This is a genomic window from Lacinutrix undariae (assembly GCF_052934785.1).
Genome location: NZ_CM128809.1, coordinates 1,280,808 through 1,294,971 on the forward strand (window position 1 = coordinate 1,280,808; position 14,164 = coordinate 1,294,971).

Annotated in this window: 14 protein-coding genes; 1 reads left to right on the plus strand and 13 read right to left on the minus strand. The window is 32.5% G+C overall.

Annotation, left to right across the window (positions count from 1 at the left end; genetic code table 11):
• Window positions 1-204 precede the first annotated feature (204 nt).
• From ACU4C5_RS05730 to ACU4C5_RS05740, 3 genes are read right to left on the minus strand one after another with little or no spacing between them, the layout of a single operon-like run.
• The gene (locus ACU4C5_RS05730; RefSeq protein WP_446846098.1) at window positions 205-1,902 is read right to left on the minus strand and encodes an ABC transporter ATP-binding protein; all 1,698 of its coding nucleotides are present in this window, start codon (window positions 1,900-1,902) and stop codon (window positions 205-207) included.
• A gap of 27 nt (window positions 1,903-1,929) precedes the next feature.
• Window positions 1,930-2,643, minus strand: coding sequence for a 3'-5' exonuclease (locus tag ACU4C5_RS05735; RefSeq protein ID WP_446846099.1), 714 nt, complete (start codon window positions 2,641-2,643; stop codon window positions 1,930-1,932).
• A gap of 31 nt (window positions 2,644-2,674) precedes the next feature.
• Complete coding sequence (locus ACU4C5_RS05740; RefSeq protein WP_446846100.1) at window positions 2,675-3,829, minus strand: serine hydrolase domain-containing protein; 1,155 nt, start codon at window positions 3,827-3,829, stop codon at window positions 2,675-2,677.
• Window positions 3,830-3,985: 156 nt separating this feature from the next.
• Between ACU4C5_RS05740 and ACU4C5_RS05745 the strand changes: the two genes are divergently transcribed.
• Entirely contained in the window at window positions 3,986-5,182 is a 1,197-nt protein-coding gene (locus ACU4C5_RS05745) for a C1 family peptidase (protein ID WP_446846101.1), read from the plus strand.
• A 76-nt stretch (window positions 5,183-5,258) separates the two neighbouring features.
• On the opposite strand, the gene ACU4C5_RS05750 is transcribed toward ACU4C5_RS05745, so the two are convergent.
• The 10 genes from ACU4C5_RS05750 to ACU4C5_RS05795 all read right to left on the minus strand — a co-directional run bounded on the left by ACU4C5_RS05750 (window position 5,259) and on the right by ACU4C5_RS05795 (window position 14,148).
• Window positions 5,259-5,732: a methylated-DNA--[protein]-cysteine S-methyltransferase gene (locus tag ACU4C5_RS05750; RefSeq protein ID WP_446846102.1), complete on the minus strand. Its 474-nt coding sequence runs from the start codon at window positions 5,730-5,732 to the stop codon at window positions 5,259-5,261.
• Window positions 5,732-6,817, minus strand: coding sequence for a CNNM domain-containing protein (locus tag ACU4C5_RS05755; protein ID WP_446846103.1), 1,086 nt, complete (start codon window positions 6,815-6,817; stop codon window positions 5,732-5,734). The genes ACU4C5_RS05750 and ACU4C5_RS05755 overlap by 1 nt, the downstream gene beginning before the upstream one ends.
• Window positions 6,818-6,844: 27 nt before the next feature.
• Window positions 6,845-7,834 (minus strand): porphobilinogen synthase, encoded by a 990-nt coding sequence (gene hemB, locus ACU4C5_RS05760; protein ID WP_446846104.1) that lies wholly within the window; start codon window positions 7,832-7,834, stop codon window positions 6,845-6,847.
• Window positions 7,835-7,844: 10 nt separating this feature from the next.
• Window positions 7,845-8,231 carry a YchJ family protein gene (locus ACU4C5_RS05765; protein ID WP_446846105.1) on the minus strand — a complete coding sequence of 129 codons (387 nt, stop codon included), beginning with the start codon at window positions 8,229-8,231 and terminating at the stop codon, window positions 7,845-7,847.
• 17 nt (window positions 8,232-8,248) lie between these two features.
• Entirely contained in the window at window positions 8,249-9,151 is a 903-nt protein-coding gene (hemF, locus tag ACU4C5_RS05770) for an oxygen-dependent coproporphyrinogen oxidase (RefSeq protein WP_446846106.1), read from the minus strand.
• Between the two features lie 10 nt (window positions 9,152-9,161).
• Window positions 9,162-9,686, minus strand: coding sequence for a GNAT family N-acetyltransferase (locus ACU4C5_RS05775; RefSeq protein ID WP_446846107.1), 525 nt, complete (start codon window positions 9,684-9,686; stop codon window positions 9,162-9,164).
• 2 nt (window positions 9,687-9,688) lie between these two features.
• Window positions 9,689-10,447, minus strand: a complete 759-nt coding sequence (locus tag ACU4C5_RS05780) for an EI24 domain-containing protein (protein ID WP_446846108.1) — start codon at window positions 10,445-10,447, stop codon at window positions 9,689-9,691.
• A gap of 175 nt (window positions 10,448-10,622) precedes the next feature.
• Window positions 10,623-11,648, minus strand: coding sequence for a uroporphyrinogen decarboxylase (hemE, locus tag ACU4C5_RS05785; RefSeq protein ID WP_446846109.1), 1,026 nt, complete (start codon window positions 11,646-11,648; stop codon window positions 10,623-10,625).
• A gap of 1 nt (window position 11,649) precedes the next feature.
• A complete protein-coding gene (locus ACU4C5_RS05790) occupies window positions 11,650-12,366 on the minus strand; it encodes a potassium channel family protein (protein WP_446846110.1) in 717 nt (238 codons plus the stop codon).
• 30 nt (window positions 12,367-12,396) lie between these two features.
• The gene (locus ACU4C5_RS05795; RefSeq protein ID WP_446846111.1) at window positions 12,397-14,148 is read right to left on the minus strand and encodes a TrkH family potassium uptake protein; all 1,752 of its coding nucleotides are present in this window, start codon (window positions 14,146-14,148) and stop codon (window positions 12,397-12,399) included.
• Between the last annotated feature and the right edge of the window lie 16 nt (window positions 14,149-14,164).

Consider the following 14,164-nt stretch of genomic DNA (forward strand, 5'->3'; position numbering starts at 1 on the left):
AGTTTATGATCAGCCCCAAATCTATCATAAGCATGATTTATGATTAGCCCCAAATCTATCGTAAATTAAAACTGGTTTTTAGTAGCCCCAAATCTACCTAAACCTAACACTTTTAAAAAGGCAATAGACGGTCTTTTATAAAAGAAAATTAAAATTAGTTTAAGTGATTTATTACTTATCAAAAAATGATTTATGCCTAAATGCTTAAAGGTCTATTCCTTTAGGTATGGCATGAATCAATTTTTTTGTATAAGACTTTTTAGGATTGTTATAAATTTCATCAGCATCATCTAACTCTTCAATTTTTCCTTTATTCATCACTAAAAGTTGATCAGACATATATTTTACAACTGCCAAATCGTGTGAAATAAATATATAAGTGAAATTAAAATTAGATTTTAAATCATTAAGAAGATTTAAAACTTGTGCTTGTACTGAAATATCTAAAGCCGAAACCGACTCGTCACAAATAATTAATTTAGGCTCTAAAGCAATAGCTCTAGCAATACCAACACGTTGGCGTTGCCCTCCCGAAAACTCATGAGGGTATTTGTAAAAAGATGCTTCATCCAAACCTACTTGCTCTAATAGGTGTAAAGTTTTTATTTGTCTATCTTTTTCCGAAGTTCCAATACCATGTACTTTCATAGGTTCCATAATGGCTTTTCCTATAGGGATTCTTGGGTTTAAAGAGGCGTATGGATCTTGAAATATGATTTGAATATCTTTTCTTAAGGTTCTAATTCTTGAAGATGAAAGTTTATTAATATCCATCCCTTTATATAATATTTCACCAGAAGTTGCTTTGTCTAACTGTAATATAGCATTAGCTAATGTAGATTTTCCGCAACCGGATTCTCCAACCAAACCAAGGGTTTCTCCTTCGTAAATTTTAAAACTTACCGAATTTACAGCCTTAAAACTTTCAGGTTTTGAAAACCATCCAGATGTAGAAATATATTCTTTTTCTAGATTTACAATTTCTAAAATTGGTGCTTTTGCATAAATTTCTGCATGATGCATTTTCCTGTCTTCCGTAGTAATTATCTCGTTACTAGTGGTTCCGTTTATCACATCACTAATAGTTGGTAAACGTTTTAAACGCACATTTAATGCAGGTTTAGATTGTATTAAAGCTTGAGTATAATTGTGTTTTGGATGTTTAAAAATGCTTAACGTATCGTTTTGTTCTACAATACTCCCTTTGTACATCACCATTACACGATCTGCAATTTCTGAGACTAAAGCCAAATCATGAGAGATAAAAATAATACTCATATCTTCTTGAATTTGCAGCTGTTTTAAGAGCTCAATAATATCTTTTTGCACCGTAACATCAAGTGCTGTCGTAGGTTCGTCTGCTATTAGTATTTTAGGTTTACAAGCAATAGCCATGGCAATCATTACTCGTTGTTTTTGTCCTCCAGAAATTTCATGTGGATACGCACGATACACACGTTCTGGATCCGGTAATTTTACCTTTTCAAAAAGGGATAGTGTTTCTGTTTTTATAGCTTTTTTAGAAAGTGAGGTGTGTTGTGCTAATATTTCTTCAACCTGAGCACCACAACGCATTGAAGGGTTTAAAGAGCTCATTGGTTCTTGAAAAATCATCGCTATTTGTTGTCCTCTAATTTTTTGAAACGCTTTATTTTTAAGTGTGGTTAATTCATGGTTTTCAAATAGAATACTTCCGTTTGTTATTTTTGAAATTTTCTTTGGAAGCAAGCCTAAAATGGCTAATGAAGATACCGATTTCCCTGAACCAGATTCTCCTACAATACCTAATATTTCATTTGTGTTTAAATGATAAGAAATATCATGAATAATTTCTTTAGTCTCACCTTGAGATATAAATGAAATTGATAAGTTTTTTACGGTAAGCAAGTGAGGTTTTTGCATCTGTAGATGGCCTTGGGAAGGTTGTTTTTAAATATGAACAATTTCATTATCATTAAGAATCTCATCACCACGCAAACGTAAAAATATTTGAGCTACAGCAATCGTATCTTTTTCACAATACACTACAATACGTTCAATTTCTTTATTTTCATAATACACGCTATACACTTCGCTACCATCAATATCATCTTTTGGTGACGGAATTCCTAAAATATGAGTTAGTAATTTTAAAGAGGTATAGTTTTTATAATCACCAAATTTCCAAAGCTCCAAGGTATCTAAATGCGGAACTTCCCATGGTTTTTTACCAAATAAATTTAGTTTTTGAGGTAATTCAATGTTATGAATAATCATACGTCGTGCTATATATGGAAAGTCAAATTCTTTTCCATTGTGTGCACATAATAAATGATTATTTTGGTTGAAATGTGAGTTTAATAGCATTTTAAAATCCATAAGAATTTTATATTCTTCTCCATAAAACGAAGTAACTCTAAATTTTCTAACATCAGCTTCCATTTTAAAATGACCAACTGAAATACATACAATTTTCCCAAATTCTGCCCAAATACCTGCGCGATCATAAAATTCTTCAGCAGAAAATTCTTCACGTCTTTGATATTTAGATTTTGATTCCCAAAGGGCTTTTTTTTCATCATTTAAATCATGAAAATGCTGTTCTTCAGGAACAGTTTCAATATCTAGAAATAAGATGTTTTCAAGATTTAGTTTACGAATCATAGGTGTTGTTTTATAGTCTTAAGGTACAAAATTATTTGGTTTCTAGCATTTTATAAGCTTCTTCAATATAAGTTGTGATATCGTCTGTAAATGTTGCGACTACTTTAACAGGCCCTTTTGAGTGTCCCAATCTTACGATAATCACATTATCAGTAGGTTCAACAATAACATATTGCCCTAAATGACCACGCATCATAAAAAAGTTTTTATCACCTATAGTTTTTAACCACCATCCGTAACCATATTCTGGACTTTCAGGAAAACGAGGTGTTATAGATTTTGCAATAAAAGCAGAGTCTAATACTTGTTTGCCATTCCATTTTCCATGATCTTTATACAGTTTTCCCATTCTAGCAAAATCCTTAGCGTTACTTGCAATACAACAATAGGCTTTTACAAGATCATGATCTTCGCTATCTACTTGCCAAAGTGTTGGGTTTTCAGAACCTAAAGGAGCCCAAAAGCTTTCACTTAAATATTGATATAATTTTTTTCCTGTAGCACGTTCAATAACTATGGCTAACATTTGCGTATCTCCACTAGCATATTTAAAGGCTGTTCCAGGTTGATCTACCACGTTAAGTCCTAGTGCTACTTTTTCTAAATCATCATCAAAATAAGCACGTGTTGTAATTGATAATGGCGAATAATAAGCTTCATCCCAATCTGTACCCGATGCCATTGATGATAAATCTCCAACGGTCATTTTTGAACCTAACTCCGTTTTAAATTCAGGAATAAAATCAATTACTTTTTGATCTAAACTTTCAATATGACCTTCCATTATGGCTTTTCCTAATAAGGCCGAAACATAACTTTTAGCCATTGAAAAAGAATTAGTTTTTGAGTTAGCATCAAAACCATCATAATAGTTCTCAAACCATACACTATCATTTTTTATAATTACATAAGCAATAGTTCCGTTTTGAGTATTTACTTGTTTTAAAGTTTTGGTTTCTTCAATCGTATTATAAGCTTTGTGTTCTGGCCAAGGCTGTGGTGTTGCATTATCTACAACTTTATTGTCAAACTCTTTATAATCTTCTAAAAATGCTGTAGAATGCCCTTTTAAGTAAATTGTTCTAACGGCTTTTAATAAATAATCAGTATCGGTGATATATAAAACAGCCACCAATAATCCAAATAAAATGATGAGCCCTTTTATTAATTTTTTTAAAAAATTCATTTGTTAGTTTTTAGTATAAAAATTAAAGGTAATGAAATTAATGTCCATTTTACAAAAAGTTTTAAAGTTGAAATTTCGTGTTAAAATCTACAATAAACTGTTATGAAAAAACAAATTTGGTTAATATTGCTGAATGCTTAATTTTTAAAAAATATTATGAGAAAAAATTTAATACAATCGTTGAGTTTTGCTGTACTTTTTTTAGCAGGTCTGAATACGGTTTCCGCACAAGATATATTAGTTAATTCACTAAAATTTAATGCGAGTGAAAACAGTAAAAACAGTTTCAATTTTACTGAAGAAATTAATTTAGGAGCTACTTCTATCAAAAATCAAGGTTCTTCAGGAACATGTTGGAGTTATGCTACTAATTCATATTTAGAGTCTGAAATGATACGTATGGGAAAAGATCCTGTGCAATTATCTCAACTTTTTACGGCTAGAAATGTGTATCTAGAAAAAGGTATAAGCTATGTGCGTATGCATGGTGCTTTAACGTTAGGAGAAGGTGGTGCATTACACGATGTTATTAATATGTTTCGTGAATATGGTGCTGTTCCAAGAGAGGTTTATACAGGTTTAAACTACGGTACAGATAAAAACAAACTAGCAGAAATGTCTACCATTTTAAAGTCTATTTTAGATGCCGTTGTTAAAAATCCTAATGGAACTTTAACACCAAACTGGAAAACAGCTTATGCTTCTGTTATTGACTCATATTTAGGAGACATTCCTGAAACATTTGATTACGAAGGAAAGGAATACACACCAAAATCTTTCGCTAAAGAAGTTGTAGGAATTAACCCAGATGATTACATACAAATGTCTTCGTTTACAGATGTTCCTTATTATGAAAAAACAACGTTATTAGTACCAGATAACTGGGCTTTTAATCAACTTTATAACATTAAAATGGACGAAATGACCGATGTTATAGATAATGCTTTGGAAAAAGGATATACCGTAGCTTGGGCAACAGATGTTAGTGAAAAAAGTTTTAGTTGGAAAAATGGTGTGGCGTATGTTCCTGCAGTAAAATATGAAGATATGACTGCTGAAGAAAAAGCAGATATGTTTGATGGTCCAAAACCAGAACTTGAAATTACTCCAGAAATACGTCAAGAAGCTTTTGATAATTATCAAACTACAGATGATCACGGAATGCACATTGTTGGTATAGTGAAAGATCAATTAGGAAAAGAGTATTACATTGTTAAAAACTCTTGGGGAGAAACTAACGACTATAAAGGGTTTTTATTTGTAACGAAAAACTTCGTGAAATATAAAACAACAGCATTTATGGTTAATAAAGCAGGAATTCCTTCTAGTATAGCAAAGAAAATGGGAATCTAAGTCTCATTTTATAATATTAAAACCCGCATTGAAATTTAATTTCAATGCGGGTTTTTTAGTTTTTAATATGTAACGTTTAAAATAGTGATGCTTGTTTGTACGGACTTTCGTGTTCCAATAACCATTTTTTACGATGTAAACCACCTGCATAACCGGTTAAACTGCCGTCACTTCCAATTACTCTGTGACAAGGTGTAATAATCCATAAGGGGTTTTTTCCATTAGCATTTGCTACAGCTCGTATGGCTTTTACGTCACCCAACTGTTTAGAGAGTTCTAAATAAGACGTTGTTTTTCCGTATGGAATTTCTGCTAACTGTTTCCAAACTCGTTGCTGAAAATCAGTCCCTTTTGCATTAAGTTTTAAGTTGAATTGTTGTCGGTTTCCTGCAAAATACTCTTTAAGTTGCAGCACACAATCTTTTAATTCAATAGGAATGTTTTCTGTTATTTTTTCTTCAGAATTTAAAACCTTTACTTCCGAAACGCCATTAATATCGCCACTTATTTTGGTGTTACCCAACGGACTATTAATGATACAGTGTAACATTAATTATTTTCAGAATTTTCGTCAATTATACCTAAGCGTTTTGCTCTGTTTTCCCAACTTTTTCTAGCCAATTGTTGTAAGTCTGGTACGTTATCACTTTCGTCCATAATTTCTAGTCCTAAAAGGGTTTCAATAAGGTCTTCTTGGGTTACTAAACCGCTTACACTTCCATATTCATCAACTACTAAAGCCATGTGGTTTTTACCTTCAATAAGTTTATCAAAAAGTGATGGAATAGGAAGATTTCTTTCTACAATAATAATATTTCGTTTAATATCAGATAACTTTTTAGTACCGTTACCAAAAGCCATTTCTTTAAACACATCATCCTTTAATACTAATCCTGTAATATTATCTTGATCATTAGTATATACAGGAATTCTTGAATAACGCACGCTATGATTATTGTTAAAAAAATCTTCAATAGTCATTGTTTCATCTTCGGTTTTCATAACCGTACGTGGCGTCATCACGTTTTTAGCTAAAACCTGCTTAAAATTAAGCAGATTTTTTATAATTTTACTTTCTGATTCTTGAAAAACACCTTCTTTTTCAGCCATATCTGCCATCACTAAAAAGCCTTCTCTACTCAATACACTTCCGTGACCTTTACCTCCAATAAGTTTTGTGGTTAATTGTAGTACCCAAAGAATACCGGTCCATTTTAATGGAAAAATTAAAACAGTAAGTGCTTTTGATGTGAAATTAGCTAATTGTTTCCAGTAAGTTGCTCCAATGGTTTTTGGAACAATTTCTGAAGCGACTAAAATTAATAATGTCATAATTGCCGAAACAACTCCAACGGTATTAATTCCGAAAAGTTCAATTTTATAAGGTAAACTCTCTGCTTGAATACCTACCATCATTGCTCCCAACGTGTGTGCAATTGTATTTAATGTTAAAATAGCAATAAGAGGCTTGTCAACATCTTTTTTAAGTGCTTCTAGAGTAGAAGCATACTCTTTTTTCTCTTGTTTTTTTACGTTAATAAATGTTGGGGTAATACTTAAAAGTACAGCCTCAAGAATAGAGCATAAAAATGAAAAGAAAATAGATACGGTTGCCCAAAGGAGTAATGCAGTCATAAATTTGTGTTCTGTTTTTTTACGAAGTTACGAAATCAATTTAACAATATCCTTAGCAAAATACGATGCAATAATATCTGCACCAGCACGCTTAAAAGCCGTAGTTGTTTCTAGCATTACTTGATCGTGATTTAACCACCCTTTTTGTGAGGCTGCTTTTATCATAGCATATTCTCCAGATACTTGGTATACTGCTACAGGAACATCAACTTCGTTTTTAATATCTCTTAAAATATCAAGGTATGATAATCCTGGTTTTACCATCACAATGTCTGCACCTTCATCAATATCTATTAAGGTTTCTCTTACAGCTTCTATTCTATTACCAAAATCCATTTGGTAAGTTTTTTTGTCTTTTGGTACATCAACTAAATCAACAGGAGCAGAGTCTAACGCATCTCTAAAAGGGCCATAAAATGATGAGGCATATTTTGCTGTATAAGCCATAATCCCTGTGTTTTTAAATCCTTCTTGTTCTAATAATTGACGAATTTGTAGTGTTCTTCCATCATTCATGTCACTAGGAGCAATAAAATCAGATCCAGCTTGGGCATGTGTTAAAGCCATTTTTGCTAAAACTTCGGTAGATTCATCGTTTATGATCATACCATTTTGTACAATACCGTCATGACCGTAAGCTGAATATGGATCAAGTGCTACATCTGTCATCACTAACATATCCGGACAAGCATTTTTTACCGTTTTAATGGCACGTTGCATCAATCCGTTTGGGTTTAAAGCTTCAGTTCCTTTGTTGTCTTTTAAATTATCAGGAACTTTTACAAATAGTAAAACCGATTTTAAGCCTAATTTCCAAAGCTCTTTAACTTCACCTTCTAATAAGTCTAAACTAAAACGAAAATAGTTAGGCATTGAAGCAATTTCATCTTTAATTCCTTTGCCTTCAACTACAAAAAGCGGCACTAAAAAGTCGTTAGGTGTAATGATTGTTTCTCTAACTAAGCTTCTAATCGCTTCGTTTGTTCTTAATCTTCTGTTTCTTCTAAGTGGGTACATAATATATGTTTTATTTACTGAATCCTAAATAGGTCCAATGTTTGTTCTCTTTTATAAAAGCAGATTTTTCGTGAATAACATCTACTTCTCCATGGTCATAGAAATACGCATTAAAGGTTACTGTACCTTCAATATCGTTAGCTGTACCTTTGGTAGTTTCTAGAATTTCTAGTCGTATCCATTGTACCGATTTTGCCCATTCTACAATGGCTTTTTTTTCTTTTATTGGTCGTGTTGAACTGTGATGACTTGCCATTAAATAGTCGCCATTTGCCATTACAAAAGCACTATATCTAGAGCGCATAAGTTGTTGGGCCGTTTTAGCAGCTTCCATATTTTTATGGATTATTTCACAGCAATCTGCGTATGGTTTTGTGTTTCCGCAGTAACAATTCATTCGTTTTCTATTTTATATTACACCCAGTTTACAGGGGTTTGTAATACTTTAATTAATTTTTCTTCTTCGCTACCGGCTTCAGGTTGGTGATCGTAAACCCATTGTACGTGTGGCGGTAAACTCATTAAAATACTTTCTATACGTCCGTTTGTTTTTAGTCCGAAAAGTGTGCCTTTATCATGTACTAAATTGAATTCAACATAACGACCACGACGAATTTCTTGCCAATTACGTTGCGCTTCCGTATAAGGTAACTCTTTTCTTTTTTCAACAATTGGCACGTAACTTTCTAGGAAACTATTACCAACTTCAGTTGTGAAATCGTACCAGTTTTCCATGGTCATGGTTTCTGATGCTTTACAGTGATCATAAAATAAACCACCTATTCCGCGACCTTCATTACGGTGTGTATTATAAAAATACTCGTCACAACGTGCTTTATATTTTGGATAAAACTCAGGATTATGTTTGTCGCAAGCCGTTTTACATACATTATGAAAGTGCGTTGCATCTTCTTCAAATAAATAATAAGGTGTTAAATCTTGTCCGCCACCAAACCAGCTACCTACAATGTTTCCTTCTTTATCATACATTTCAAAATAACGCCAATTGGCATGAACTGTTGGTACCATTGGGTTGGTAGGGTGTAAAACCAAACTTAATCCACAGGCAAAAAAATCGACATCACCAACGTTAAAATACTCTTGCATTGATTTTGGTAACTTCCCATGTACTCCAGAAATATTAACACCACCTTTTTCAAATACATTTCCATTTTCAATCACTCGTGTGCGACCGCCACCACCTTCAGGACGTTTCCAGATATCTTCTTGAAACGTTGCTTTGCCATCTACAGCTTCTAATTTTGAGGTGATTTGATCTTGAAGTGTTTGTATATATTGGTAAAATTTATTTTTCATTTATGTATGTTTATGCGTTTTTTTGATAAAGTTCCATATCTAATGGGCCATCTTCTGAGTCAAATTCACCAATTAAAGTTTTTATCCAATTAAAACCACAACGTTTAGCGACATTTATACTTTTTGTATTGGTATGGTGTGTTATAATTTGTAATGTGTTTAATTGTAATTCATTAAAAGCAAAATTTGTAGCGGCTGTAATGCTTTTTGTTACCCAGCCATTACCTGAGTATTTTGCTCCCAAACAGTAGGCAAATTCTCCTTGTTTGTTGGTTATGTTTTTTAAAATGACTAATCCAGCAATTTGCTTGGTGTCTTTATCTTTTATGGCGAAAGCGAATTCTGTTTTATTCTCGCTCTCTTTTATTTTTTGCTGAATATAGCTTTTTGAGGCGTCTTCAGAAATGTTTTGAGCTAGTGTATTTGGTAGATATTTTTGAAACCGTTTTCCATTAGAAATCATTAAATGATTTAAGCCTGAAGCATCTTCTATGTGAAGTGTTTCGAGTAGAAAAGGTTCAGAAAGTAGTACCATTTTTATGAATTTAGAGTGATATGGTTATTCGCTTTTAATACTGCTACTGTTTCTTTAGTTGCAGCAGTTACCGATAGTGGTAATACCAAAATAACCCCAATCACAGGAATTAGTAAAAAGAGCATAAATAGGATGCCATTACCAATAGCTACACCACGATTTTGTCTTACAAAGGTTAAACTTTCTTTATATTTAAAATGACGCTCTAATGTGTAATCCATATTACCAAAACCAGCATAATAGGCTTGGGTTAAGAATAATAAGATGCTAGAAATGATGCCAACAACTGGAATTAACCCAATAATTAATATTGGAATAGTAAGCAATAACTCCATTGATAAATTACGAAGGTTAATTTTTATACCTCTCCAAAGTTGTGCTTTAAATGAGGTTTCACGATGTATATGATGATCGTTTTCTAATAAATGGGCTTCTATTTTTTCGGAAACCGGACTCATAAATGGTGCCGATAATGCCATAATAATGTGTTTGTAAAGTATAAAACCTATAACAACCACCAGTAAACCGCCTATAAAATTTCCGATAGAGGTGAAGGTTTCTTTTCCCCAATCCCAAATCCATAGTTTTGAAATATAAGCACCAATATTATCAGATAAGCCGTAAGCTGAAGTGAAAATTAAGGTTGCTGTTACTAAACTAATTAGGATAGGAATTGCAAAATATTTCCAGAGTTTTAGTTTTGAAATTAAACTGAAAGCTCCAAAGTATGCTTTAATTCCTGAAATGATATGTTTTATCATAGTACTTTTTTTTTGCGTTAGGGATTGTGGCATTTGTTGAAGCTCTTTTTGTGTTGTTGCGTTTATGCAACACAAAAAAGCGACTGCCAAAAAGCCCGACCTACTTTTTTATAGCTATTAGTAGTGTGTAATACTAAAAAGTTACTTTAAAAAAGTAGGTAACGCCCAAGTGAAATTACACTTTATATTCTTTTACGGCATCAATAAATGCGCGTGCGTTTTCAATAGGAATGTTTGGTAAAATACCGTGACCTAGGTTTACAATGTACTTGTCTTTACCAAATTCGTTAATCATTTGGTGAACCATTTTCTTGATTTCTGCTGGTGGAGAAAATAAGCGAGTAGGATCAAAATTTCCTTGTAGTGTAATGTTTCCACCTGTTAAATAACGTGCGTTTTTTGCAGAACATGTCCAGTCTATTCCAAGAGCTGCAGCGCCAGAATTTGCCATTTCGTCAAGAGCAAACCAACAACCTTTACCGAAAGCGATTACTGGAGTTTCATCTTTTAAAGCATCGATAATTTGTTGGATATATTGCCAAGAAAATTCTTGATAATCTACCGGAGAAAGCATCCCTCCCCAAGAGTCAAAAACTTGTACAGCGTTAACACCTGCTTTTACTTTTTCTTTAAGATAAGCAATAGTAGTATCGGTGATTTTTTGCAATAATTGGTGTGCTGCAATTGGGTTTGTAAAACAAAATTCTTTGGCTTTATCAAAGTTTTTACTTCCTTGTCCTTGTACGCAATAGCATAAAATAGTCCATGGAGATCCAGCAAAACCTATAAGCGGAATTTCGTCGTTAAGTTTTTCTTTAGTTGCTTTTATAGCTTGATACACATAATCTAAAGCTACAGTAACATCTGGTACAATAACATTATCTACATCTTTTTGAGAGCGGATTGGATTTGGTAAATAAGGACCAAAATTAGGTTTCATTTGTACCTCAATATTCATGGCTTGAGGGATTACCAAAATATCGCTAAATAAAATAGCGGCATCCATACCAAAACGTCTTATAGGTTGCACGGTAATTTCGCTCGCTAATTCGGGCGTTTGGCAACGTGTAAAGAAATCATATTTGGCTTTGATGTCCATGAATTCTGGTAAATATCTTCCTGCTTGACGCATCATCCATACTGGTGGACGTTCTACAGTTTCGCCTTTTAAGGCTCTTAAAAACAAATCGTTTTTTATCATGTTATATGTTTTTGTTTCTTAAATCGTATTCTTCTTGTCCTACACAATAGCTTTCAATATCTTTATTGTTGCCATAAACAACTAAAGTATCGTTTTCTTGTACTGTAGTTTCTGAATTTACACGACCAATGCTTTCTTTAATTATATGTTTTTTACCCAGTATATTACGTTTTTCTTTTTCGCGAATAATAGTAATTAATGTGAGTTGAAATGTATTTGTGGTATCGAGTTCTTTTAATGTTTTTCCGAAGAAATCCTTTTTTGCTTTGACTTCTGAAATGGTAAAGTTATCATCTAATTGATAATTCTCTAAGGTAGATTTGAAGTTTATTTGCTTTGTTAATCGGTTTGCCGAATCTTGCTCTGGATGAATAATGCTATGCACACCCATGGCTTCTAAAACGGTATCGTGAATAGGTGACAGAGCGCGACTAATAATTTTTACATCAGATAGTTTTTTAATGATAGCGGTTGTAATTATCGCTGCGCCTTCGTTTTCACCAATAGCCACCACAACCTTGTCGGCATCTTTTAAAGGTACGGCATTATAGGCTAGTTCGTTTGTAGAATCCATACATATGGCATGAGATACTTGGTCTTTTACCAAATTAATCTTATCCATTTGTTTATCAATCACAATGACTTCGTTGCCTGTTTCGGTAAGGCTTAATGCTAAGGCATGTCCGAAATTTCCGAGTCCGATAACGATTATTTTCATTTTATAATTATTTAATGTCTTGTTATATTTTTAGTTAATAAGGATGTTCTCTTTTGGGTATTGGTAAAACTGATAATTTATCTGTCGTAATAATCCAATCATTAAATTGAGCATTCCTATACGTCCTATAAACATAACGGCTATAATAACATATTTACTTGCTTCGGTTAATGTAGGTGTAAAATTAAGGCTTAAACCTACGGTGCTAAATGCTGAAAAACACTCAAAAACTACGGTTAATAAAGGAGTGTCTTTAGGCTCAAAAAGTAAAATTGCCATAATTGAACATCCTATAACTATTAGTGAAATACAAATAATAGCAAAAGCTCTGTTTGTAGATTCTCCTGAGATACGTTTTCCAAAAATTTCAATACTTTTTTTACCTCTAGCTACTGCAAAAATATTAAGTGTTGCTAAGGCAAAGGTACTGGTTTTTATACCACCACCTGTTGATGCTGGTGAAGCTCCAACCCACATTAAAAATATAAGAAATAATAATGAAGGTAACGTCATTTGGCTGTAATCTATTACATTAAAACCTGCAGTTCTTGGACTCACCGAGTTAAATGCTGCGTTAGTTAGCTTTCCAATAATTGTGGTATGTTCTAACATGGTATTGTGATATTCTGAAATAAAGAAAAATACCCAACCTACAAATAATAAAATAACCGTAGTGTAAATTACAATTTTTGTATTTAATGTAATAATTGGCACCCGTTTATGAATTGCATTTCTATCAAAAAGTTCTAAAATTGAAATTTTAATTTTCTGATAGAAGTTAAAAATGATATTATGACCTAAACCTCCAGCAATAATAAGCATCATGATAACCCATTGAAAACTGTAGTTAAAACGAATGCTTTCTTGAAATAATCCTGACGGAAGAATAGAAAATCCAGCGTTACAAAATGCTGAAATAGAATGAAAGACTGAAAAGAACAGCTTATTTGAAATCACGCTATTATCTGTTACTGAAAAATAAATAAACCCAGCACCAATAAATTCTAACGCCACAGTAAATGTAACGACGTTTAATGCTGCTCTAAATACATCTTTTAAACCTTCTTGAGCAATAAAATCTTTGGTGTTTAAGCCTTCTTTAAATGAAGAACTTCCTCTAAAAAAGAAAGCGAAAAATGAAGTAAAGGTTAAAATACCTAATCCTCCTAATTGAATGAGTACTAGTATTATCGATTGCCCAATAATTGTAAAATCTTTACTGGTATCTAACACAGCTAAACCAGTTACACATACTGCGCTAGTTGCTGTAAATAAAGAATTTGTAAAAGTAATGCCATTAGTTGTTGCACTAGGTAGCATCAATAAAAAGGCACCTAAAATGGCTAAAATAAAAAAACTTCCTACAAATACAATAGCAGGATTAAAATAGACTTCGTAAACATAACGAACTAATATAAGGAGTCTTAGTAAGAAATATAATACTAAACCATATTCTAAAATTGGTTTTATACGTTGTAAAATAAAGTGATACTCGTTGTGACTATGTACAAGGGAGACTATAAAAGAAGTAATTAGTAAAACTGATATGATAACAATGTTTACTAGGGCTACTTTTTTATTGTTTTGGTATTTATAAATAAAAAATTTTGCGGTATTAAAAGCGAGTAATAAAACCGATAATACAATCAACCCAAAAACATGTGGTGACGTGTAATTATCGGCGTGATCGTACCCAAAATCAAATACAATAAAAAACAATACAATGATATCGAAAAACCGATAAATGTAATTTAGTAAAGATTGTTTTTTAAATTTTGACATTTTAAATCATACTAGT

Coding starts and splice junctions, on each gene's coding strand:
- ACU4C5_RS05730 (WP_446846098.1), bottom strand. CDS start 1,902: ATGCAAAAACCTCACTTGCTTACCGTAAAAAACTTATCAATTTCATTT.
- ACU4C5_RS05735 (WP_446846099.1), bottom strand. CDS start 2,643: ATGATTCGTAAACTAAATCTTGAAAACATCTTATTTCTAGATATTGAA.
- ACU4C5_RS05740 (WP_446846100.1), bottom strand. CDS start 3,829: ATGAATTTTTTAAAAAAATTAATAAAAGGGCTCATCATTTTATTTGGA.
- ACU4C5_RS05745 (WP_446846101.1), top strand. CDS start 3,986: ATGAGAAAAAATTTAATACAATCGTTGAGTTTTGCTGTACTTTTTTTA.
- ACU4C5_RS05750 (WP_446846102.1), bottom strand. CDS start 5,732: ATGTTACACTGTATCATTAATAGTCCGTTGGGTAACACCAAAATAAGT.
- ACU4C5_RS05755 (WP_446846103.1), bottom strand. CDS start 6,817: ATGACTGCATTACTCCTTTGGGCAACCGTATCTATTTTCTTTTCATTT.
- hemB (WP_446846104.1), bottom strand. CDS start 7,834: ATGTACCCACTTAGAAGAAACAGAAGATTAAGAACAAACGAAGCGATT.
- ACU4C5_RS05765 (WP_446846105.1), bottom strand. CDS start 8,231: ATGAATTGTTACTGCGGAAACACAAAACCATACGCAGATTGCTGTGAA.
- hemF (WP_446846106.1), bottom strand. CDS start 9,151: ATGAAAAATAAATTTTACCAATATATACAAACACTTCAAGATCAAATC.
- ACU4C5_RS05775 (WP_446846107.1), bottom strand. CDS start 9,686: ATGGTACTACTTTCTGAACCTTTTCTACTCGAAACACTTCACATAGAA.
- ACU4C5_RS05780 (WP_446846108.1), bottom strand. CDS start 10,447: ATGATAAAACATATCATTTCAGGAATTAAAGCATACTTTGGAGCTTTC.
- hemE (WP_446846109.1), bottom strand. CDS start 11,648: ATGATAAAAAACGATTTGTTTTTAAGAGCCTTAAAAGGCGAAACTGTA.
- ACU4C5_RS05790 (WP_446846110.1), bottom strand. CDS start 12,366: ATGAAAATAATCGTTATCGGACTCGGAAATTTCGGACATGCCTTAGCA.
- ACU4C5_RS05795 (WP_446846111.1), bottom strand. CDS start 14,148: ATGTCAAAATTTAAAAAACAATCTTTACTAAATTACATTTATCGGTTT.